The sequence below is a fragment of the Pseudoduganella sp. HUAS MS19 genome (assembly GCF_053615455.1).
The window spans coordinates 2,137,370-2,158,464 of the sequence record NZ_CM132133.1; the positions used below are offsets into that span (position 1 = coordinate 2,137,370).

Sequence of the window (21,095 nt, forward strand, 5' to 3'; positions counted from 1 at the left end):
CAGTTAATATGCAAAAGGACAATAAAAAATTCCTTTTGGTAAATATTCTGGGGGTACACATTTTCATGGACAAACGCATTCCATTGCGCGCTACCGCGCTGGCCGCCCTGTTGGCCTGCCAGCCGGCTTTCGCGGCCGACGTGGTGATCAGCCAGATGTACGGCGCGGGCGGCAACAGCGGCGCTACCCTGCGCTACGATTACGTTGAACTGTTCAACCGCAGCAACAGTGCCGTGGCGGTGGGCGGCTGGACCATCCAGTATGCGTCGGCCAGCGGCACCAGCTGGGGCAGGGCGGAATTGCCGGCCGGCACCAGCATCGACCCCGGCAAATACTTCCTGGTCAAGCTGGCCAGCAGTAATACCGCTGTCGGCACCGACATCGCCGCCGACTTTTTCAACGGCAGCGTGAACATGAGCGGCGCCTCGGGCAAAGTGGCGCTGGTCAACAACAATACGGCGCTCAGCGGCGCCCAGCCAAGCAGCGCTGCGATCCAGGACCTGGTCGGCTACGGCTCGGCCAATTTCTCCGAAACCGCGACAGCCTCGGGCATGAGCGCGAGCACCAGCTTGCTGCGCGCCAACAACGGCTGTAGCGACACCAACAATAACGCTGCCGACTTCACGGCAGCCGCGCCGCAGTTCCGCAGCGCCGCCTCGCCGGCCCATATGTGCGACAACGGCCCGGTACCGCAGCCGATCGTGCCGGTATGTCCGGCCAGCGCCACGCTGACCTTCGGCGCCGGCGGCAGCATCGCGCTGTCGGCCTCCGATGCCGACGGCATCGTCAACGGCGCCCTCATCACGTCCGCAGCCGTGCCTGGCCTGAGCCTGGGCAGCCTGACGCCGGCCGCCGGCATCGGCGCCAGCGCCAGTGTGTCGCTGGTGGCATCGCCATCGGTGGCGGCCGGCATTTATCCGGTGGCCGTCAAGTTCACCAATGAGCAGAACCAGGAGGCCAGCTGCACCGTCAGCGTGGCCGTTGAACTGGGCGCGGGCACCGTGGTGCCGGTGCACCAGGTGCAGGGTCCGGGCGCTACCAGCCCCTACAGCGGAGCAAAGCTGACCACCGAAGGTGTGCTGACCGCCAAAGTGGGCAGCGGCTTCTTCATCCAGGACCTGGCCGGCGACGGCGATCCGAATAGTTCGGACGGCATGTTCGTCTACATGGGCGCGACCCCGGTGACGGCTGCGGTCGGCGACCTGGTGCGCGTGGCCGGCACCGTGACCGAATACAAGCCAGGCGGCGCCACCCGTTCCTACACCGAGCTGACGAATGTGACCAGCGTGGTCACGCAGAGCAGCGGCAACAGCATCGCCCCGACCAATATCGACCTGCCCGGCACCAGCCTGGCCAATGTCGAAGGCATGCTGGTGCGCTTCCCGGGCAAGTTGACCGTCAACGGCACCGAATCGCTGGGCAGCCGCGGCGAACTGACGTTGGCCGATGGCCGCCGCGAGGTGCCGACCAACCGCTATCCGGCGCGCAGCGCGGAAGCGATTGCCCTGGCAGCCGCCAATGCGGCCAATATGATCACGCTCGATGACGGGCTGTTCGTCACGCCGAACAGCGTGCCGTATCTTGGCCAGGACGGCACGGTGCGCAGCGGCGACACGGTCAGCGGACTGACCGGCGTGGTCGATTTCGGCGCGCTTGGCAGCGGTGGCGCGGGCTTCAAGCTGCAGCCGACCGAAACCCCGGTGTTTGCGCGCGAGAATCCGCGCAGCGCCGCTCCGGAACTGGCTGCCGGCAATGTCAAAGTGGCCAGCGCCAATGTGCTGAACTTCTTTACCACCTTCACCGACGGCACCGATGTACTGGGCCAGACCGGCCAGGGCTGTACCCTGGGTTCGGGCAGCAGCAAGAGCAACTGCCGCGGCGCCGACAATATGACCGAGTTCGTGCGCCAGCGCGACAAGATCGTGGCGGCACTGAAGGCGGTCGATGCCGACGTGGTTGGCCTGATGGAAATCCAGAACAACGGCGACTATGCCGCCAGCCACCTGGTCGACAGCCTGAATGCTGCCTACGGCAAAGTGGAATACGCCTATGTTCCGAAGCCGGCAGCGACGGGCACCGATGCGGTCCGCGTGGCGATGATCTACAAGCCGGCCAGGCTGGCGCTGGTGGGCGGGGCGCTGTCCGATGCCAACAGCATCTACGAGCGTCCGCCCATGGCGCAGACCTTCAAGGCCGCCAACGGGGCCAAATTCAGCCTGGTGGTCAACCACCTGCGGGCCAAGCGCTGCAGCAACGCCACCGGCAGCAATGCCGACCAGGGCGACGGCCAGGGCTGCTACAACGCGCTGCGCCTGGCGCAGGTGCAGCAACTGGGCGACAGCTTCGTGCCGCAGGTGGTGGCGGCGGCCGGCGATGAGGACGTGTTGCTGATCGGCGACTTCAACGCCCATGGCATGGAAGACCCGATCCTGTACCTGGCCGCGCAAGAGCGCCAGGTCCGCTTCGAGAACCAGCTGGAGCGCTTCGTGCGTCCGAACGGCATTCCGCATTCCTATGTGTTCGGCGCCGAGAGCGGCTACCTGGACCAGGCCCTGGCCAGCGCTTCGCTGAGCCAGCAAGTGGCTGGCGCCGTGCTGTGGAATATCAATGCCGACGAGCCGGAAGTGCTGGACTACAACCTCGACGGCAAGAACGCGGCAGCCCAGGCCCTGTACAACGCACAGCCCTACCGCGCCTCCGACCATGACCCGGTGGTGGTCAGCCTCAACCTGCCGGCCTCGTATACGGATGTCACCGCCGGCGTGCAGATCCAGCGCTCCGGCCTGGTGCAAGGCCGCTTCAGCACAGTGGGCACCGCCACCGCCTGGCTCACCAACACCAGCGGCGCCGACATGGCCGCGCCGGTGCACTATGTGCTGCAAGGGCTGCCGGCAGGCGTGACGCTGGCCAACGCCACCGGCTATGTCAACGGCATGCCGTATCTCACCGCTGCGCCATCGCTGGCGGCCGGCGCCCAGGCCACCGTCCAGCTGCAATTCAATAATCCGAGCCGTGTAGCCGTCAATTACACGCCCAAAGTCTACAACGGCAGCTTCTAAGGACCGCAACCATGCAAAACAACCTGATCAACCGTTTCCTGCGCACCCTGCTGCTTGTGCTGGCATTTGGCGCCAGCAGCCAGGCCATGGCGGATGTCATGCGCCTGGTGACCCTGGACACGTCCATCTACGGCGCGGGCCGTCCAGGCTACCTGGACTTCACCTTCAGCGGCGTCGACGGCGCCCCGGCCGCCACTGCGACCATGTCGCAACTGCAAGGCTTCGGCAGCGACCCGGCCAGTTTCTCGCCGTGGGGCGATGCCGCCGCCGTGCCGGGCGGTTTCGCCATGCTCAATTCGTCCAACCTCAACGATGTGCTTTACCAGGGCGCATTCGGCGGCGTATTCAGTTTCATGCTGACGATATCCGGCGATCCATCGGCACTGCTGTACTCCAATTTCGGCGTGCTGGCCTATGACAGCAACTTCAACCCGATCAAGGGCAAGATCCTGGACCTGATGTTCGTTGCCGCGCCGGATGGCAGCGCCGACCTGCAAGTCCTCAGCATCAATGATGCGGTGGCGACCGTGGACGTTCCAGCCGCCGTGCCGGAGCCGGCTTCGCTGGCCCTGGCAGCGCTCGGCCTGCTGATGCTGGCCTTCGCGCGCCGCCGCCGCGCTTAAGCACGCGGTTGCACAAACACCACAGGCACCTTGGGAGTTTTGGCTCCCAAGGTGCTTTTTCATTTGGATGGCACAGAGTGGAAGGGGTGATTTATTTCGGCAAAATATTAATACTTAATTAAAATTGTATTAGCGCGCAGGACTTGGCATGATTCATAGTTTTCCGCATAACGACCTGCGTTTTTTGCCATGTCCTTCAACATTCTCGTCATCGACAGCGACCCTGCTGTGCAGCAACTGCTGGCCCATAACCTGGGGCAGGCGGGCTATGCGGTGCAGTGCCATGGCGATGCGCTGGCTGCCCTGGGGGCCCTGCAGGGAGCGCTGCCCGATGCAGTGTTGCTGGAGTGGGATTTGCCGGGCCAGTCCGGCCTGTCGCTGATCCGCCAATGGCGCGCCGCGCCGCGCACCGGCGAATTGCCGATCCTGATGCTGAGCGCGCGCTGCGCCGAACAGGACAAGGTCCTGGCGCTGGAAAGCGGTGCCGACGACTTCATCTGCAAGCCCTTCGGCCCGCGCGAAACCATCGCGCGCCTGCACGCGGTGCTGCGGCGCCGGCGTCCGGCCGCCATGCCGGGCGCGCTGCAGGTGGCTGGCCTGCGCCTGGACCCGCACACCCTGAGCGTCATGGCGGGCGACCGCCAGCTGAACCTGGGACGGGTGGAATTCCGCCTCCTGAACTACCTGATGCACCACCCGGGCCGCGTGCACAGCCGCGCCCAGCTGCTGGACCAGGTGTGGGGCAGCCATGTCTACCTGGACGAGCGCACGGTCGATGCCCATGTGGGACGGCTGCGCCACGCCCTGCAGCCAAGCGGCCTGCACGACGCGATCCAGACCGTGCGCGGCAGCGGTTACCGCTTCCATGCCGAAACGGCGGCCTGATGCTGGATCCTGGCGCCCGCGAGCAGGAATATTTGCTGCACGCCATCGATGGCGCGCACGGCATTGCCAGCCAGCGCGAACTGTTCCTGTGGAGCCAGGGCGCGCTGCAGGCACTGCTGCCGCATGGCGTGCTGCTATGCATCCAGCTTGACCAACAGGGCCGGGCGCGCCAAGTCGATTGCGTGCACAGCACGGTACTGGCCCCGTCCGAACGGGCGCTGCTGTGCGATCCGGCGCAGGGCCCGGCGCCGGCCTGGCTGCGCCAATGGCAGCAGGGCGGCATGCAAGCGCTGGCGCTGCAAGCGGGCGCCATGGGGCACGGGCTGGTGCATGGCAGCGGCCCGCTGGCGGCCGGCAGCAGCGCCTTTGTGCTGCTTGGCCTGCCCCGTCCGGCGGGCTTGCGCGAAAGCCGGCTGCTGCAATTGCTGCTGCCCTACCTGCACCTGGCGCAGCAGCGCATCGCCACCGCGGTGCAGGCGCCGGCCATGGCGCCGCTGGTCTCGCCGCGCCAGGCCGAAATCCTGCAATGGCTACGGGAAGGCAAGAGCAATGAAGAAATCGGCCGCCTGCTGGGCATCAGCGCCCTGACCGTGAAAAACCACCTGCAGCGCCTGTATCGCCAGCTGGGCGTCAACAACCGGGCCCATGCCGTGGCGCGCAGCGCCCTACAGCACCACGGTTGACCGGCGCGCGCGCTGGCGCGATGATGGCGCCAACCCTTTACGGAGCCATCGTATGAAACGACATCCCTTCCTGCTGGCTTGCCTGCTTGCCAGCGCCTGCGGCCATGCCACCCCCGGCGCTTCCCCAGCACTCGATCAGTTGCGGGCGATTGGGCGCGCGGCCGAGTGCACTTCCAACCAGCAGTGCAAGACTATACCGGTCGGCGCCAAGTCTTGCGGCGGGCCGGAAGCGTACATGGCGTACTCGACCGCCAAGGTCAGTGCCGAGAAGGCCCATGCGCTGGCCGAACGCTACCGCAAGGAGCGCGAGGCGGCCAACCAGGCCAGCGGCCTGGCCAGTGACTGCCGCTTCCTGATGGACCCGGGCGCGCAGTGCCGCGCCGGGACTTGCCAGCTGGGCAGCTCGCACGGCGCGCTGGCCGAATAAAAAAAACGCCGCGACCAGCGCGGCGTTTTTTCGGAGCGGCGAGCGCTTAGTTGCGGACGCTTTGCACGTCGCGTTGCTGGTTCTTCTCAGGCACCGGTACGGTGGTGTCGACTTCCAGCAGGGTGGTCGCTACGTTGCCGCCCGGTGCAGTGAACACGACCGCGCCGAGGTGCTTGGCGCTGCCCAGGCCGGACCAGGAGGCGCCGACGGTGGCGGTGGCGCCGGTGTAGGCGATGGAAGGCATGCCCACACGCAGGTTGCCGCCCATTTCATCCTTGGCCACGGTCCAGGAAGACAGCGTGTAGTTCGAGCTGCCGCCCAGCGGTGCATAACCGACGACGCAGACCTTGTAGCTGCCTGCAGCCGGCTGGTTCAGCGTGACCATCTCGTTGGAGGTCGCGCCGCCGCTGCTGCCAACCTGGGCACCGGCGCCGTTCAGGACGATCAGGTCCAGGTCGTCGTGGTCGCCAGCCTGGTGGCCGGAAGTATCCACGTCGTACAGGGCGAAGCGGGCCACCAGGGCGTTGGCCGGAACGTTCACGGTGTGCACCTTGACGCCGGCATTGCCGCCGGCCTTGCACGCTGCCACGCCGCCGTCGGCGGAAGCATCGGCGGCCACGGTTGCTGCGCTGCGGGTGGCCGGCTTCAGGCCGCCCTTCATCGAAGTCAGCGGACCGTTGTAGCCGGTGCCGATAGCGAACACGGCGCTGGCGCTGGCTGCTTCGTTATACACCTTGGAAGGCACGGCAATCATGGCTGGGCGCGCGGTCAGCGGGCTGCGCACGACGTGGCCGGCATTGTCGTTCCAGGTCAGGTTGCCGTAGGCCCAGGTATTGGGCGCGGCGCTGACGTTGGTCAGGCTGACCGTGAAGCTGGCCTTGGCGCCTGGCGCCAGCGTCAGGGTCGACGGGTTGACCACGACGTTGAAGCCCGGCAGGGTGGCGTTGGCGGTGTAGGTCGCTTCCTGGCTGCCGACGTTGGTGACGGTGCGGGTCATGGTCAGCTTGCCCAGCACGGAGGCCGCGGTCAGCGATGCCAGGTTCAGGTTGTACGGCTGGATGGAACCGTAGGGCGCGCAGGAGCTGGCCGGCAGGGTGCCCGGGATGCCGCACATGAAGCGGATCCAGTCGACTGGACCGGAGTCATACACCAGGCCCGGATCGACCGCCTTGTTCGGACGCACATGGCCCGCGCCCTGGCCCCAAGGCAGGGTACCGGCTGCCATGCCTGGCTGGCCGTCGGCAAAGGTGTCGTAGGCGGTGGTCATCAGCGCCGACTTGATGGCGGCCGGCGACCAGTCCGGGTGGGCGTGGCGCAGCAGGGCGCCGAGGCCGGCCACGTGCGGGCTGGACATCGAGGTGCCCTGGTAGCTGGCCCAGTTGGCGTACGGGGTCAGGGTGCCGTTGGCGATCGCATCGCGCTCGGCCTGGGTATTGTAGTCGGCAGTGACGCCGGCCAGGATATCCACGCCAGGCGCGGTCAGGTCAGGCTTGAGGATGTTGGCATTGTGCTTGTTCGGGCCGCGCGAGGAGAAGCTGGCCATTTGCGGCGCCGGCACGGCGCTGGTGGTCAGCACGGCCTTGCCGATATTGCTCAAGCCGTTCGGATGGGCCGCGATCCAGCTGCGGGCGGCCGAGCCGTCGGCAAAGTTCAGGTGCACGGTGGGGATGCTGTGCGGGTCGGCTGCCGGCGACTGGGCGGCCGAGGCATCCATCAGGATCATGCCGGCGCCGCCGGCTTCCTTGACCGCGCGCGATTTGTCGACGCGGGCGCTGTTGCCGCGTTCGCACAGCAGGACCTTGCCGCCGGCCTTGGCCGGATCGAGCGCTGCATCCGGGCCGCCGCCGTAGGTGGCGCGGTCGGCTTCGGTGTAGCACAGGCGGGCTGCGGCCTTGTCGGCGGTGCTCAGTTCAGCGTATGGCTTGATGGCGGCATCGCGCGCCAGGATGGTCGGGGTATCCGGCAGCGGCGCCTGGTTGTAGGACGAGCCGGTATAGCTGGCGCCGCCCACCAGGTTGACGGTGGCGACACTGGCGCGGTTGTGGGTCGAGGCGGCCACGGTGGTCAGCCAGGGCGACAGGTGGGCCACGGCGTTGGCCGGGCCGGCATTGCCGGCCGATGCGGCGACGAACACGCCGGCGGCGGCAGCATTGAAGAAGGCCATTTCGACCGGATCGTTCACGCTGTTCTGGGAGCCGCTGATGGAATAGTTCAGCACGTGGACGCCATCGGCCACGGCCTGGTCGATGGCTGCCACGCTGTCGGAGTTGTAGCAGGAATTGCGGGTGCCGCTGCCGTCAGGATTGGTCGCGTCCGGGTAGGTCCAGCACACCTTGTAGGAGGCAATGCGGGCGCGCGGCGCCATGCCGGACATGCTGCCGACCGGTACCCCCGAGAGCGTGCCAACCGCACCGAAATTGCCGCCGGCCGTGCTCGAAGTATGGGTGCCGTGGCCGCCGTGGCCGGTCGGGCCGGCCAGCGAATCGCGCGGCGAGACGAAATCGGTCCAGTGCAGTGGGCGGCCGGTGGACAGGAAGCCGGCATTGAAGTAGCGCGCGCCAATCAGCTTGTTGTTGCAATGGCTGGCGGTGAAGCCTTCGCCGGTTTCGCAGCTGCCGTTCCAGTTGCTCGGGGTGTCGTACACCAGGGTGCCGGCGACGTCGAAGGTAGGTTTGCCTTCGTTGTCGACGCGGTCGGCGTAGGAGGTGTGCTCCGGCCAGATGCCGCCGTCGACAATGCCGATCACCACGTTCTCGCCAGCCTTCTCGTTGCCGCCCAGCTTGGCCCACAGGCCTTCGCCCGGGGTGTCCAGGCCGAGGAATTTCGGGGTGTAGTTGGTGTCGAGGCTGCGCGCTTCGTCGGCGCTGATGCTGGCCACGGCGCTGGATTTCTTCAGGGCGCGCACTTCGGCATCGGTCAGGCGGGCGGCAAAGCCGTTCAGCACCAGCTTGTATTTATGCACGATCTGGGCGGCCGGCACGATGGCCGTGGCGTTGTTCTGCTGCTGGTCCAGGTAGGCGATGTAGTCCTGCACGTTCTGTGCGGAAGCGTCCAGGCGGGCGCCCGGGGCCGGCTTGGTGGCGGCCAGGCCGTTCACGCCGCCGGTGTAGTTGGCGACCGGCGCGTCGGCCAGTTGCACGATGTAGGAGTGGCGGGCTTCCTGGGCGCCGGCTTGCGCGGTCAGGCCGGACAGCACGGTCAGGACGGCCAGGGTCAGTGGTCGCAGTTGCATGGTTGTATATCCTTGTTATCGAGTTATTGTGCGCGGCGGCGGCGGATGGTGGCCAGGCCTGCCAGGCCAAGCAGCAGGAGCGGGGCGGAGCCTGGCAGCGGCACTGCGACTGCGAGGTCGTCAATGGCGAACTGCGCGGCATACGGTGCCCAACTGGCCGGATTTACGCAGGCGCCGTTGCCGTCGAACAGGCAGGCGCTGATATTCAGGTTGGTCAGGCGCAGGGCGGCGAAATCGGTGTCCAGGTTCCAGGTCGAGAACATGAAGCGGCCGGCGCCGTCCTGTCCTGCAAAGTCGGCGCTGCGGCTCACGGCAGTGCCGTCGGCCGTGGTGCCTTTCAGCATGAGCTGGCCGTAGATGCCGTCCGGCGTCTGGCCATCCGGGGAGTAGAAGGAGAAGCGCAGGGAGCTCAGGTTGTAGAAGCCGCCGGCGCGCTGGACGTCAAGCGAACCGCTGTTCCAGCCCGAGTAATAGCTGCTGGCATTGCCGGATGGGCAGCTGATCACGGTGCAGGTGCCGCTGTTGCCGCCGTCATGGATATCGCCGGCCAGCTCATCGGCAAGGCCGAGGGATTGCAGCTCGGAGTTGATCCTGGCGGTGAAGGTCAGGCCCGCGTCGACAAATTTTTCGCCATTGAAGTACAGCCTTGGCATTTGCGATTCGAAGTTGGCCACGCTTGCGTGGGCAGGAGCGGCCAGCATGGCCGCGGCGCCGACCAGCGCGCAGCCGGCCAGTTGTTTGATACGGGTGAAATGTACATTCATGATGCGTTCCCTTGCTTTTGTAGTGATCCGAAAACGGCGAAACCTGTGTTGCACAGGTTGCAAGGAAATATAACAATGACACGAATGAAAGTGGATAAAAATTCAATGATGTTAATTTAATTTTCTTAAGGGAAAAGCAAATAAAGTTCGGAAAGTACTATGAAGAAATTGAGATGCCGACAAGAATCAAGTTGTATCAACTTGTGAAAAATCTACGACACTTTTAATAACAAATCCGCCCAGAATGTCTCAGCTGAGACAAGGGGGGCGCACCCCACAGAAAAAATTGTCGAAACCTAAACCCGCGTGGTAGCCTTCGCAGTTCTAATCAAGGCGGAGGTAGTACGGATGTGTGCAGCACGAATCCATGGCAAGACCAGCAAAGGCTTCACCCTGCTTGAGCTGCTGGTCGTGATTGTCATCATCGGCCTGCTGGCCGCATATGTTGGCCCCAAATATTTCTCCCAGCTGGGCAAATCCGAAGTCACGGTGGCCAAGGCGCAGATCGAGGCTTTCGACAAAGCGCTCGACACCTACCGCCTGGACGTGGGCCGCTACCCGAGCACGGAAGAGGGCCTGGCTGCGCTGCTGGCCGCACCGGCCACGGCCGGCGCGAAGTGGAACGGTCCTTACCTGAAGAAGGGCGTGCCGCCCGATCCATGGGGCCGTCCATACCAGTACAAGGCGCCGGGCGCCAAGGCCGAATACGACATCATCTCCCTCGGCAAGGATGGCCAGCCGGGCGGCGAAGGCGAGAACGCCGATATCGGCGCCCAGTAAACCCAACGCGGCCTGAGCAATGCAGTTCGACGTACGCACTTTGTCGCCTGACATGGCGATCGGCCAGTTGGTGGTCGATGGCCGCGACGAGGCCGACGCGCGCCGCCAGGTGGAAGCGCGCGGCCTGTTCGTCAGCGCCATCACGCCGCGCAGCGCCGGCGCCGGCAAAGCCAAGGCGCTCTCGCTCGTGCTGTTCAGCCAGGAGCTGCTGGCGCTGCTGAATGCCGGCCTGGGCGTGGTGGAGGCGCTGGAAGCGCTGCTGGAAAAGGAAACGGCGCCCGCCACGCGCGGCGTGCTGGAACGCCTGCTGGCCGGGCTGCGCGAGGGCCAGCGCTTTTCCACGGTGCTGGCGGACCAGCCGCAGCTGTTCCCGCCGCTCTATGTCGGCATCGTCAAGGCGGCCGAAGGCACCAGCGACCTGCCGCGTTCACTCGAACGTTTCATCGATTACCAGCAGCGGGTGGACCTGGTGCGCGCCAAGCTGGTGAGCGCGGCCATCTATCCCTGCATCCTGCTGCTGGTGGGCGGCGGCGTGTCGCTGTTCCTGATCGCTTACGTGGTGCCGCGCTTTGCCGAGGTGTACCAGGGCGCGGGACGCAACCTGCCGTGGATGTCGCAGGTGATGCTGAGCTGGGGCCAGTTTGCTGCCGCGCATACCATGCCGCTGCTGGCCGGCCTGGCCGCCCTGATCGGCGGCGCGCTGTTCGGCGTGCGCCACCTGGTGCGCAGCGGCGGCCTGGCGCGCCTGCTGGCGCGCTTGCCGGGCGTCGGCGAGCGGGTGAAGATATATGAGCTGTCGCGCCTGTACCTGACGCTGGGCATGCTGAGCGAGGGCGGCATCACCATCCTGAATGCGGTCGATACCGTGCAGGCCATGGTGTCGGCCAATGTAAAAGAAGGCTTGCAGGGCGCGCGCGCCATGATCGAGGCGGGCTTGCCGCTGTCGTCGGCGTTCGAAGCCAATGGACTGACCACGCCGATTTCGCTGCGCATGCTGCGCGTGGGCGAGCGCACCGGTGAAATGGGGGCGATGCTGACACAGTCGGCGGCCTTCTACGACGGCGAAATCGGGCGCTGGATCGACCGCTTTACCCGTACTTTCGAACCGCTGCTAATGGCCGGCATCGGCCTGGTGGTGGGAGCTATTGTGGTTCTATTGTATATGCCGATTTTTGACCTGGCCGGAGAAATGGCATGACGCTGCCGGTGCTTGACGCAAACCTGCTGGCCAAGGCGCGCGCGCAATGCGCGCTGTCGAAACGCAGCCTGGTGGAGGAACTGGAAGAGCTGTCCGGCATCGAGCCGCGCATGGCGGTGCGGGCGCTGGCCCAGCCTTTCGGCCTGGCCGTGCTGGAAACGGCGGACATGCTGGCTTTCGAGCCGGCCTTTGACCTGCTGCCGCTGTCGCAGGCGATGGCGCGCCATTGCGTTCTGCTGCGCTCCCATGATGGCGCGGCGGTGGGCGTGATTGCCGATCCCTTCGACCTTGATTTGCAGACCTGGCTGGCGACGCAGGCGCGCCGTTCCCCTTCGGCGCCGCTGCAATTGCGGCTGGCGCTGCAGGCCGACATCCAGGCCTACCTGTCGAAACAGGAAGAATCGGCGCGTGCCGTCGATACCCTGGTTTCCGGCGGCGAGGGCGTGCGGCGCGACGGCAAGACGGCAGCCGTGCTGTCGTTTGCCTCGGTGTCGGAAGGCGCCAGCCCGGCCGTGCGGCTGGTCAATTCGACCCTGTACGATGCGCTCAAGGCCGGCGCATCCGATATCCACCTGGAGTCGACTGCCGGCGGCCTGGCCGTCAAGTACCGGGTCGACGGGGTGCTGGACCATGCCACCGCCGTCAACGGCATCGACGTGGCCGAGCAGATCATTTCGCGCCTGAAGGTGCTGGCCGAACTCGATATCGCGGAGCGCCGCGTGCCGCAGGACGGCAGTTTCCGCGTGGAGTCGATGGGGCGCGAGATCGACTTGCGGGTATCGATCATGCCCTCCATTCACGGCGAAGACGCGGTGATCCGTATCCTGGACAAGCGCGCCATGATCGAGTCCTATGGCTCGCTGACGCTGGAGGCGCTGGGCTTTGACGAATCTTCCCTGTCGACCCTGCGCTCGCTGGCGCAGGAGGCTTACGGCATGCTGCTGGTGACCGGGCCGACCGGTTCGGGCAAGACCACCACGCTGTATGCGGCCCTGACGGAAATCCACAATGGCCGCGAAAAGATCATCACCATCGAAGACCCGGTGGAGTACCAGCTGCCCGGCATCCTGCAGATCCCGGTCAACGAGAAGAAGGGCCTGACCTTTGCCAAGGGCTTGCGCTCGATCCTGCGCCACGACCCGGACAAGATCATGGTGGGCGAGATCCGCGACCGCGAAACGGCGGAGATCGCCGTGCAGTCTGCGCTGACCGGCCACCTGGTGCTGACCACCGTCCACGCCAACAACGTGTTCGACGTGTTCGGGCGCTTCACCCACATGGGCATCGACCCGTACGCATTCGTATCTGCGCTGAACGGGATCTGGGCGCAGCGCCTGGTGCGCATCAACTGCCCGCATTGCGCGGTGCAGGTAAAGCCGTCGGACGAGGAGCTGGCCAGCGTGGGCCTGTCGCAGGCCGACGTCTACGAATACAACTTCAAGGAAGGCAAGGGCTGCGGGGATTGCCGCGGTACCGGCTACAAGGGGCGCCGTTCGATTGCGGAGATCCTGACCCTGAACGACGAAATTCGCGAACTGATCGTGGAGAAGCGGCCGATCCGCCAGATCAAGGCCGCAGCCTACGCCAACGGCACGCGCAGCTTGCGCCATGCGGCGTTGGAAGTCGTGCGGCGAGGCGACACGACACTGGCAGAAATCAAGCGGGTGACCTTGCATGCTTAATCATTTCGCGCAATCGCTGCGCATAGAAGTCACGCCGCATGCCTTGCGCCTTTTGCGTGTAAAGCGCTGGGGAACGGCGGCGCCGCAGCTGTTGGCCGAGCAGGCGCTGGCTGCAAATGGCCCGGGCGCAGCCGGCGTGGCCGAGGCCCTGCCCGCTGCACTGGCCGCGCTGCTTGCGGGCAGGGACGCCGGCGCCAGGGCTGCAAGCTTCGTCCTGTCCGACGAACTGGTGCGCCTGTGGCAAGTGACCCCGCCTGTGCAAGCTGCCCGCCTGGCCGACCTGGAGGGCGCTGCTGCGCTGCGCTTTCACACGCTGTTCGGCGAAACCCCCGCCGCCTGGCATATCAGCGCGGACTGGAATGCGGCCGCTCCATTCATGGCTGCTGCGGTTCCCCGCTTGCTGAAAGCCGCAATCGATAGCGCCGCCGCGAAGCATGGGCTGACCGTTACCGGCATCGTGCCGAATTTCGTGGCTGCCTGGAACCGCCATGCCGGCGCCCTGAAGAACGATGCCTGGTTCGGTGTCGCGCAGGACAATGTGCTGGCGCTGGCGGCTTGCGAAGAAGGTAAGCTGCGTGCCGTGCGCCATGTCGCCATTCCGCACGGCGCCGACCATTCCTGGCTGACGCAGGCGGCGCAGCGCGAGGCGCTATTGCTTGGCATGCAGCCGCCCGCCCTGATCCAGCTGAGCGGCGAAGTTCCGCCAGCGCTGGCAAAGCCGGCCGGCAGCGACAAGCATATCGCCACCGCAGCCTTGGGAGTTGCAGCATGAGGCCAATGCGGATCGACTTCGCCACTGCGGGCTGGCGCAGCACGCTCTATCGCCTGCATCCTGCTGCCGTGGTTGCGGGCGTACTGGGCGCAGGATTGCTGCTGGCAGGCGCTGCTTTCGGCGTAGAGGCCGCAAAGCGCCAGGCGGAGCGTGAAGAAAGCCTGCGCGCCCAGCAGCGCAAGCAGGCCGCCGCCGTGCGCGCCCCGGTGCGCAAGCCGGAAACCGTGATACCGGAGGGGCAGGCCCTGGCCGTCAACGCCGCCATCCTGCAACTGAACCTGCCATGGCGCGACTTGCAGGATGCCGTTGCCGCTGCCAACACGCCTGCCGTAGCGCTGCTGGCGCTCGATCCCGACCCGCGCAAGCAAGCGCTGAAGATCACGGCCGAGGCCAAGAACAGCGACGACATGGTTGGCTATATCGAACAGTTGAAGGCGCAGGAATTTTTTGCCGGCGCCGCCTTGCTGCGCCATGAAATCAACGACCAGGACCCGAACCGTCCGCTGCGGTTCCAGGTAGAAGTGCAATGGAGGGCGCGATGAACGTTGCCTCCCTGATGCTGCGGGTGCGCCTGGCCGCGATGCGCCTTGGCGTTGCCGGCTGTGTAGCGCTGGCCCTGCTGCTGGCCGGTGCGCTGGCGCTGGCGTGGTCGCTCAAGGCGCGCCAGCAGGCATATGAGCCGTTGCCACCGGCCCCGCCGCAGCTGGTGCAGGCAGCACCGCCGCCAAGCGCCAACGAGAACCTGGCCCATTTCTATGCCTCGCTGGGTGAAAAACGGCATGCGGAGCAGCAGGTCAAACAGCTGTTCGACATCGCGGCCAAGACCGGACTGGCACTGGACCAGGGCGATTACAAATTCAGCGTGGACAAAGCCAGCGGCGTGGCTGCTTACCAGGTCACGCTGCCGGTGAAGGGCGCCTACCAGAACATCTGGCAGTTCAGCATGCAGGCGTTGTCGGCAATTCCGTTTGCTGCACTGGACGATATCGCCTTCCGCCGCGAAACCATTACCGAACCGGTAGTCGAGGCCCGTATGCGTTTCACGCTGCACCTGAAGGAGAAGCCATGAAGCCGCGCCATATGCTGATGGGCGTGGCGCTGCTTGGCGCCGCCGCGCTGGTGCTGTTCGGCGACAAGACTGCCGACGACACGGTGGCGCAGGCGGTCGAGCGCAAGCCGGCGCGCGCACAGGCCGCCAGCGCGCCGCCGGCAGAGAAGGTGACGGCTGCGGCGCCGGGCGAAGCCGCCATTTTGCGTCTGGTGCCGCGCGAAGAGTTGATTGGCGCAGTAGGCGAAGGCTCGTTCAAGAGCAAGGATGGCGTGTTCGGCGGGCAGAACTGGAATCCGCCACCGCCCCAGCCGACGGCAGCGGAGCTCAAACCGCCGCCGCCACCGCCGCCAACGGCGCCGCCGCTGCCGTTCCAGTACCTGGGCAAGGCGGCCGCCGAGGGCGCATGGGAAGTCTATCTTGGCCGCGGCGAGCAAACCTTTGTAGTGAAAAAAGGCATGCAGATCGACGGCATGTACCGTGTGGATGCCATTGCCCCGCCAACCCTGACGATTACCTACCTGCCCATGAACCAGGTGCAGCAGTTAAATATTGGAGTAATTGAGTGAAGCCACGTCTGAGAACGCTGTCGCTGTCCGTGCTGGTGCTTGCGCTGTCCGGCTGCGCGGCTGAAATGGCCTACCGCGATGGCCGCAACCTGGTCGAGAAAGACCAAGTGGAAGCCGGCCTGCTGAAGTACCAGGAAGCGGTCGAGCGCGATCCGGGCAATCCAGTCTACCGCTCCGCCTACATCAATGCGCGCGACCGCACCACTGCCCGATTGCTGGCACAGGCCGAGCAACTGGCTGGCGACGGCAAGTACGGCCTCGCGGCGCAGGATTACCAGCGCGTGCTGGCGCTCAATCCGCAGAACGAACGCGCACGCGGCGGCATGCGAGCGCTGGAAATGGCCGAGCGTCACGACAAGCTGCTGGCGCAGGCCCGCGCATCGCTGGAGCAAAAGGAGTTCGAAGCGGCCAGGAACCGCGTCGGCACGGTGCTGGCCGAGAAGCCGGATCACGCGGCTGGACGCGCCCTGATGCGCGAGGTCAATGAACAGATGCCGCAGCCGCCGGCCGAATCGGGCCTGTCCAAGGCCTACAAGACGCCGATCACGATCGAGTTCCGGGAAGCGCCGCTAAAGCAGGTGTTCGACATCATTTCGCGCCGTTCGGGACTGAACTTCATCTTCGATAAGGACGTCAAGAGCGATGCCCGCACCACCATCATGCTAAAGAACAGCACGGTGGAATCGGCGATCTACTTCCTGCTGATGACGAACCAGCTGGAGCAGCAGGTCATGGATAGCAACACCATCCTGATCTACCCGAATACGGCGGCCAAGCTGAAGGAGTACCAGGAAACGGTGGTACGCACCTTCTACCTGTCCAATGCAGAAGCCAAGACGGTCGCCAACACACTGAAAACCATCCTGAAGACGCGCGACGTAGTGGCCGATGAAAAGCTCAACCTGGTGATCCTGCGCGACAGTGCCGACGCGGTGAAACTGGCTGAAAAAATCATTGCCACGCAAGACCAGGCCGAGCCTGAAGTGATGCTGGACGTGGAGATCCTGGAGATCAAGCGCAGCCGCCTGATGAAGCTGGGCGTGGAGTGGCCGAACACGGTGGGCCTGACGGTCCTGGGCAGCGCCCGCGACGACTCGAAGCTGACATTGCGCGACCTCGATTTCATCAACCGCGACAACATCGCCGTATCGAAGCTCGGCACGACCATCAATATCAAGAAAACCGACGGCGACACCAACCTGCTGGCCAGCCCGCGCATCCGCGTGCGCAACAAGGAAAAGGCCAAGGTCGTGATCGGCGAAAAGGTGCCGGTGATTACCACCACCATTTCTCCGGGCACGGGCGGCTTTGCCTCGGAGTCGGTGAGCTATGTCGACGTCGGCCTGACGCTGAATGCGGAGCCGATCATTTACCTCAACAACGAAGTGGGCATCCGCATTGCGCTGGAAGTGTCGAACTTGATCGACCGGGTGACGACCGCCACCGGCACCACTGCCTACCAGATCGGTACGCGCCAGGCATCTACCTTCCTGCAACTGAAGGACGGCGAGAACCAGGTGCTGGCGGGCCTGATCAACAGTGAAGAGCGCAGCACGGGCAACCGCGTGCCGGGCCTGGGCGACCTGCCGATCCTCGGGCGCCTGTTTGGCGCCCAGACCGACGACAACCAGAAAACCGAGATCGTGCTGTCGATTACGCCGCACCTGGTGCGCAACCTGCAACGCCCTGAAGTGACGGCGGCAGAATTCTCGGCCGGCACCGAGGCCAACTTCCGCCGCAAGCCCGATGTCACGCCGCGCCAGCCTGTCGTGCTGCCGGGCGCCCGTCCGGCCGGCGCTCCTGCCGCGCCGGCCGCGGGCACCCCCGATGCTGCTGGCGGCGCCGTTACAACCGCCGTGCCGACGCCCGGCGCCGTGCCGGCTGCGGCCGGCGAGCTGTCCGCGCCGCAGAAGCTGCCGCTGTCGGGCACGCAGCCAGGTCCCGCTTCGAGCGTGACCAAGCCGCTGCCCGCACCTGCGCCGGCAAACACCGTGCAGCCGCCTGCCAGCACGGAGCGCAAAGAGTAAGCATGCGCGCGCGCGGATTCACCCTGATCGAACTGCTGGTGACGCTGGCCATCCTCGGCCTGCTCGCGTCGCTGGCAATTCCGGTCGGGCAGACCGTGGTCCAGCGCCGCAACGAGCAGGAATTGCGCCACGCCTTGCATGATATCCGCAAAGCGCTGGACGACTACAAGAGCGCCTACGATGAAGGCCGTATCGCCAAGACCATCACAGGCAATGGCTATCCGCGCACGCTGGAAGTGCTGGTGGAGGGCGTGGTCGACGTGCGCAGCCCGAAGCGTGCCAAGATCTACTTCCTGCGCCGCATTCCGCGCGATCCCTTCAACCCGGACTCCAATGCCAGCAACGGACAAAGCTGGGGCAAGCGCAGCTACGCCAGCGATGCCGACGACCCGCGCGAAGGCGAGGATGTTTTTGACGTGTATTCGACTTCGGAGCAGGTGGGCCTGAACGGCGTGCCTTACAAGAAATGGTGAACAAGAAGGGCTTCACGCTGATCGAACTGCTGGTAGTGCTGGGCATCATCGCCTTGCTGCTGACGCTGGCTGTGCCGCGCTATTTCCCGAGCGTGGACAAGACCAAGGAAACCATCCTGGCCGACAACCTGCGCAGCACGCGTGCCATTATCGACCAGTACTACGGCGATACCGGCCGCTTCCCGGACAGCCTGGAGCAGCTGGTCGAGAAGAAGTACCTGCGCGCGCTGCCGATCGACCCGATCACGGAAAAGAGCGATAGCTGGACCATCGTGCCGCCCGACGATGTCGGCAAAGGCGGCGTGGCAGACATCAAGAGCGGAGCGCCCGGCAATGACCGCAGCGGCAAGCCCTATTCGGAGTGGTAAGCAGTCAGGGTTCACCTACGTCAGCGTAGTGATCCTGGTGGCGATTATTGGCCTGGTGGGCGCGATGTCGCTACGCCTGGGCACGACCATCCAGCGCGCGGCCGCCGAGCAAGCCTTGCTTGACATTGGCATGGAATACAGCAATGCGCTGGCCAGTTACGCCGCAGCGACGCCGCAAGGGCAGCCCAATTATCCGAATTCTTTTGCCGAACTGCTGAAAGACCCGCGTTTTCCGCAGTTGCGCCGCCATTTGCGCCGGGTGTATGTCGATCCGATGACGGGCAAGGCCGAATGGGGCCTGGTAAAGGCCAATGAGAATGGCGGCATCCTGGCCATCTACAGCCTGTCCACAGCGCCCCCGATCAAGATCGGCAATTTCCCGCCGCGCTTTGTGGCATTTGAAGGCAAGACCAGCCTGGCCGACTGGAAGTTCAGCGGCGAGGGCGTGCAGATCGCGGGAGCGAAGGGCGCCGATGGTCTGCAGCCCGGCCAGCAACCGGGCCAACCGGCCAAGCCGGGATCGGGCATGCAGCCCGGCAGCCCCATGACCGGCATGACCGGAACGCCACCTGGCGGATTGACCGGCACTCAGTCCGGCAGCAAAGCGGGCACGCCGCAGGAGCCGCCGCAGCCCGCTGAACCGCAGGAGCCGCCGCAGGAGCCGCCGGAGCCACCGCCGGAGCCACAAGAGCCGCAAGAGCCGCAAGAGCCGCCGCAGGATTCGCAGCCGGAGCAGTCCGGCGACCAGTCGCGCGAGGAGCCGCCACCGCCGCCTCGGCGGCGCTGATGCCTCGGCGTTCCTACTTGGCGCGGCGCTTGAAGTCGCGCAGGCGGAAGCCCAGCGCGAACAAGGTGCCGAAGTAGATCGCCACGCAGCCGCCGATTACCAGGAACAGCGCACCGGCGCGCAGGATCGAATGTTGGCGCATGCCCAGCCAGTCGAATTGCTGTGCGCCGAACCAGCCTGCCAGGCCCATCAGCACTACCGCCAGCAACAGCTTGAGGAAGAACGTCAGCCATCCAGACTGCGGAGCGTAGATACCTTTCCGGCGCAGGCCGCGGAACAGCAGGGCGGCGTTGAGCAGGGCGGCTACACTGATCGACAGTGCCAGGCCGGCCACCTTGAAGGCGGGAACGAAGGCCAGGTTCATGAGCTGGGTGGCAACCAGCACAAACAGTCCGATGCGTACCGGCGTGCGCACATCCTGGCGCGCGTAAAACGCCGGCGTCAGCGTCTTGACCAGGATGATGCCGACCAGGCCCACCGCATAGGCCAGCAGCGGCTGGGCCGACATGATTGCTGCCTTATCCGAGAACTCGCCGTGGTGGAACAAGGTCGCGATCAGCGGCAGCGAGAGCACGGCGATACCGATGGCAGCCGGCACCGCAAGCAGGAAGGTCAGGCGCAAGCCCCAGTCCAGAAGGGCCGAATACTCGGTAAGGTCCTGCTCCTGGCTGGCCTTGGACAGGCTTGGCAGCAGGATGGTGCCGAGCGCCACGCCCAATAGGGCATTGGGAAACTCCATCAGGCGGTCGGCGAAAGTCAGCCAGGAGACGCTGCCCTCTTCCAGCCAGGAAGCGTAGGTGGTGTTGATCATCAGGCTGATCTGCGCCACCGAGACGGCAAACACCGCCGGGCCCATATTCTTCAGCACGCGGCGCACGCCCGGATCGGACAGCCCATGGCGCGGGTTCCAGGACAGGCGCGGCAGCATGCCGATCTGCACCAGGGAAGGTACCTGGATCACGACCTGCAGGATGCCACCCACCATGACGGCAATTGCCATCGCATACACGGGTTGTTCCAGGTGCGGCGCCAGGAACAGGGCGGCAGCGATGAAGGAGAGATTGAGCAGGACTGGCGTGAAGGCCGGGATCTTGAAGTGGCGCCAGGTGTTCAGCACGCCGCTGGAGAGCGCGACGAAGGACATGCAGGCGATGTAAGGGAACATCAGGCGCGTCATCCAGACCGCCGCGTCGAAGGACTGGGGATCCTTGCTCAAGCCGGAACCAATCAGGTAGACGAACAGGGGAGCGCCTATAATACCGACTGCACTGGTTAGCAGGGTGGCCCAGACCAGCACGGTCGCTACATGGTCGACCAGGGTGCGGGTGGCCTCTTCTCCCTGCTTGGTTTTGTATTCTGCCAACATTGGCACAAATGCCTGTGAAAATGCGCCCTCGGCGAATAGCCGGCGCAGCAGGTTGGGGATGCGGAAGGCAATGTAGAAGGCGTCGGTCAATCCCCCGGCACCGAAGGCGCGGGCAAACAGGATGTCGCGCAGGAGTCCCGTGATGCGGGACAGCATTGTCATGCTGGAAATAGCAGCGAGGGTTTTGAGCAAGTTCATGGGGGGCGATTATATTTTGAATTGCCCTGGCAGCAAAACCCCGTTATAATTTAAGGCTGTACAGAATTCAGTAAGGCAGGCAGCGACGTTCAGCCGGCTCTGAAAACACCGCACCGGTTTGGCAAACGCTATTGTTTGCAAACGAACTTTGACA

General features: G+C 65.2%; 19 protein-coding genes. 16 read left to right on the top strand and 3 right to left on the bottom strand.

Features of this window, described 5'->3' with window-relative positions:
• Positions 1-65: 65 nt before the first annotated feature.
• From ACWBU6_RS09785 to ACWBU6_RS09805, 5 genes are all read left to right on the top strand, one after another.
• On the top strand, positions 66-3,059 hold the full coding sequence (locus ACWBU6_RS09785) for an ExeM/NucH family extracellular endonuclease (protein WP_452648608.1): 2,994 nt from the start codon (positions 66-68) through the stop codon (positions 3,057-3,059).
• A gap of 11 nt (positions 3,060-3,070) precedes the next feature.
• Entirely contained in the window at positions 3,071-3,682 is a 612-nt protein-coding gene (locus ACWBU6_RS09790) for an NF038129 family PEP-CTERM protein (protein ID WP_452648609.1), read from the top strand.
• A gap of 189 nt (positions 3,683-3,871) precedes the next feature.
• The gene (locus ACWBU6_RS09795; protein WP_452648610.1) at positions 3,872-4,567 is read left to right on the top strand and encodes a winged helix-turn-helix domain-containing protein; all 696 of its coding nucleotides are present in this window, start codon (positions 3,872-3,874) and stop codon (positions 4,565-4,567) included.
• Positions 4,567-5,250: a LuxR C-terminal-related transcriptional regulator gene (locus ACWBU6_RS09800; RefSeq protein WP_452648611.1), complete on the top strand. Its 684-nt coding sequence runs from the start codon at positions 4,567-4,569 to the stop codon at positions 5,248-5,250. The genes ACWBU6_RS09795 and ACWBU6_RS09800 overlap by 1 nt, the downstream gene beginning before the upstream one ends.
• A gap of 52 nt (positions 5,251-5,302) precedes the next feature.
• Positions 5,303-5,677 (top strand): hypothetical protein, encoded by a 375-nt coding sequence (locus tag ACWBU6_RS09805; protein WP_452648612.1) that lies wholly within the window; start codon positions 5,303-5,305, stop codon positions 5,675-5,677.
• Positions 5,678-5,723: 46 nt separating this feature from the next.
• On the opposite strand, the gene ACWBU6_RS09810 is transcribed toward ACWBU6_RS09805, so the two are convergent.
• Both ACWBU6_RS09810 and ACWBU6_RS09815 read right to left on the bottom strand, forming a co-directional pair.
• Positions 5,724-8,909, bottom strand: coding sequence for a S8 family serine peptidase (locus ACWBU6_RS09810; protein WP_452648613.1), 3,186 nt, complete (start codon positions 8,907-8,909; stop codon positions 5,724-5,726).
• 23 nt (positions 8,910-8,932) lie between these two features.
• Positions 8,933-9,673 carry an NF038120 family PEP-CTERM protein gene (locus ACWBU6_RS09815; protein WP_452648614.1) on the bottom strand — a complete coding sequence of 247 codons (741 nt, stop codon included), beginning with the start codon at positions 9,671-9,673 and terminating at the stop codon, positions 8,933-8,935.
• 348 nt (positions 9,674-10,021) lie between these two features.
• On the opposite strand from ACWBU6_RS09815, the gene gspG reads away from it, so the two are divergent.
• Genes gspG through ACWBU6_RS09870 form a run of 11 tightly spaced genes read left to right on the top strand, consistent with a single transcriptional unit; the run spans position 10,022 to position 19,377 of the window.
• Positions 10,022-10,453, top strand: coding sequence for a type II secretion system major pseudopilin GspG (gene gspG, locus ACWBU6_RS09820; protein ID WP_452648615.1), 432 nt, complete (start codon positions 10,022-10,024; stop codon positions 10,451-10,453).
• Positions 10,454-10,472: 19 nt separating this feature from the next.
• Positions 10,473-11,651, top strand: a complete 1,179-nt coding sequence (locus tag ACWBU6_RS09825) for a type II secretion system F family protein (RefSeq protein WP_452648616.1) — start codon at positions 10,473-10,475, stop codon at positions 11,649-11,651.
• On the top strand, positions 11,648-13,333 hold the full coding sequence (locus ACWBU6_RS09830; RefSeq protein ID WP_452648617.1) for a GspE/PulE family protein: 1,686 nt from the start codon (positions 11,648-11,650) through the stop codon (positions 13,331-13,333). The genes ACWBU6_RS09825 and ACWBU6_RS09830 overlap by 4 nt, the downstream gene beginning before the upstream one ends.
• Positions 13,326-14,105 carry a hypothetical protein gene (locus ACWBU6_RS09835; protein WP_452648618.1) on the top strand — a complete coding sequence of 260 codons (780 nt, stop codon included), beginning with the start codon at positions 13,326-13,328 and terminating at the stop codon, positions 14,103-14,105. Before ACWBU6_RS09830 ends, ACWBU6_RS09835 begins: the two co-directional genes overlap by 8 nt.
• Positions 14,102-14,647 (top strand): hypothetical protein, encoded by a 546-nt coding sequence (locus tag ACWBU6_RS09840; RefSeq protein ID WP_452648619.1) that lies wholly within the window; start codon positions 14,102-14,104, stop codon positions 14,645-14,647. The genes ACWBU6_RS09835 and ACWBU6_RS09840 overlap by 4 nt, the downstream gene beginning before the upstream one ends.
• A complete protein-coding gene (locus tag ACWBU6_RS09845; RefSeq protein WP_452648620.1) occupies positions 14,644-15,174 on the top strand; it encodes a hypothetical protein in 531 nt (176 codons plus the stop codon). Before ACWBU6_RS09840 ends, ACWBU6_RS09845 begins: the two co-directional genes overlap by 4 nt.
• Positions 15,171-15,722 carry a hypothetical protein gene (locus tag ACWBU6_RS09850; protein ID WP_452648621.1) on the top strand — a complete coding sequence of 184 codons (552 nt, stop codon included), beginning with the start codon at positions 15,171-15,173 and terminating at the stop codon, positions 15,720-15,722. The genes ACWBU6_RS09845 and ACWBU6_RS09850 overlap by 4 nt, the downstream gene beginning before the upstream one ends.
• A complete protein-coding gene (locus ACWBU6_RS09855; RefSeq protein ID WP_452648622.1) occupies positions 15,719-17,749 on the top strand; it encodes a secretin N-terminal domain-containing protein in 2,031 nt (676 codons plus the stop codon). The genes ACWBU6_RS09850 and ACWBU6_RS09855 overlap by 4 nt, the downstream gene beginning before the upstream one ends.
• 2 nt (positions 17,750-17,751) lie before the next feature.
• Entirely contained in the window at positions 17,752-18,222 is a 471-nt protein-coding gene (locus tag ACWBU6_RS09860) for a type II secretion system protein (protein WP_452648623.1), read from the top strand.
• Complete coding sequence (locus tag ACWBU6_RS09865) at positions 18,216-18,590, top strand: type II secretion system protein (RefSeq protein ID WP_057260214.1); 375 nt, start codon at positions 18,216-18,218, stop codon at positions 18,588-18,590. Before ACWBU6_RS09860 ends, ACWBU6_RS09865 begins: the two co-directional genes overlap by 7 nt.
• Positions 18,556-19,377, top strand: coding sequence for a type II secretion system protein (locus ACWBU6_RS09870; RefSeq protein ID WP_452648624.1), 822 nt, complete (start codon positions 18,556-18,558; stop codon positions 19,375-19,377). The genes ACWBU6_RS09865 and ACWBU6_RS09870 overlap by 35 nt, the downstream gene beginning before the upstream one ends.
• A gap of 13 nt (positions 19,378-19,390) precedes the next feature.
• Here ACWBU6_RS09870 and murJ read toward each other — a convergent pair whose 3' ends face one another.
• Positions 19,391-20,941, bottom strand: a complete 1,551-nt coding sequence (murJ, locus tag ACWBU6_RS09875) for a murein biosynthesis integral membrane protein MurJ (protein WP_452648625.1) — start codon at positions 20,939-20,941, stop codon at positions 19,391-19,393.
• Positions 20,942-21,095: the final 154 nt, after the last annotated feature.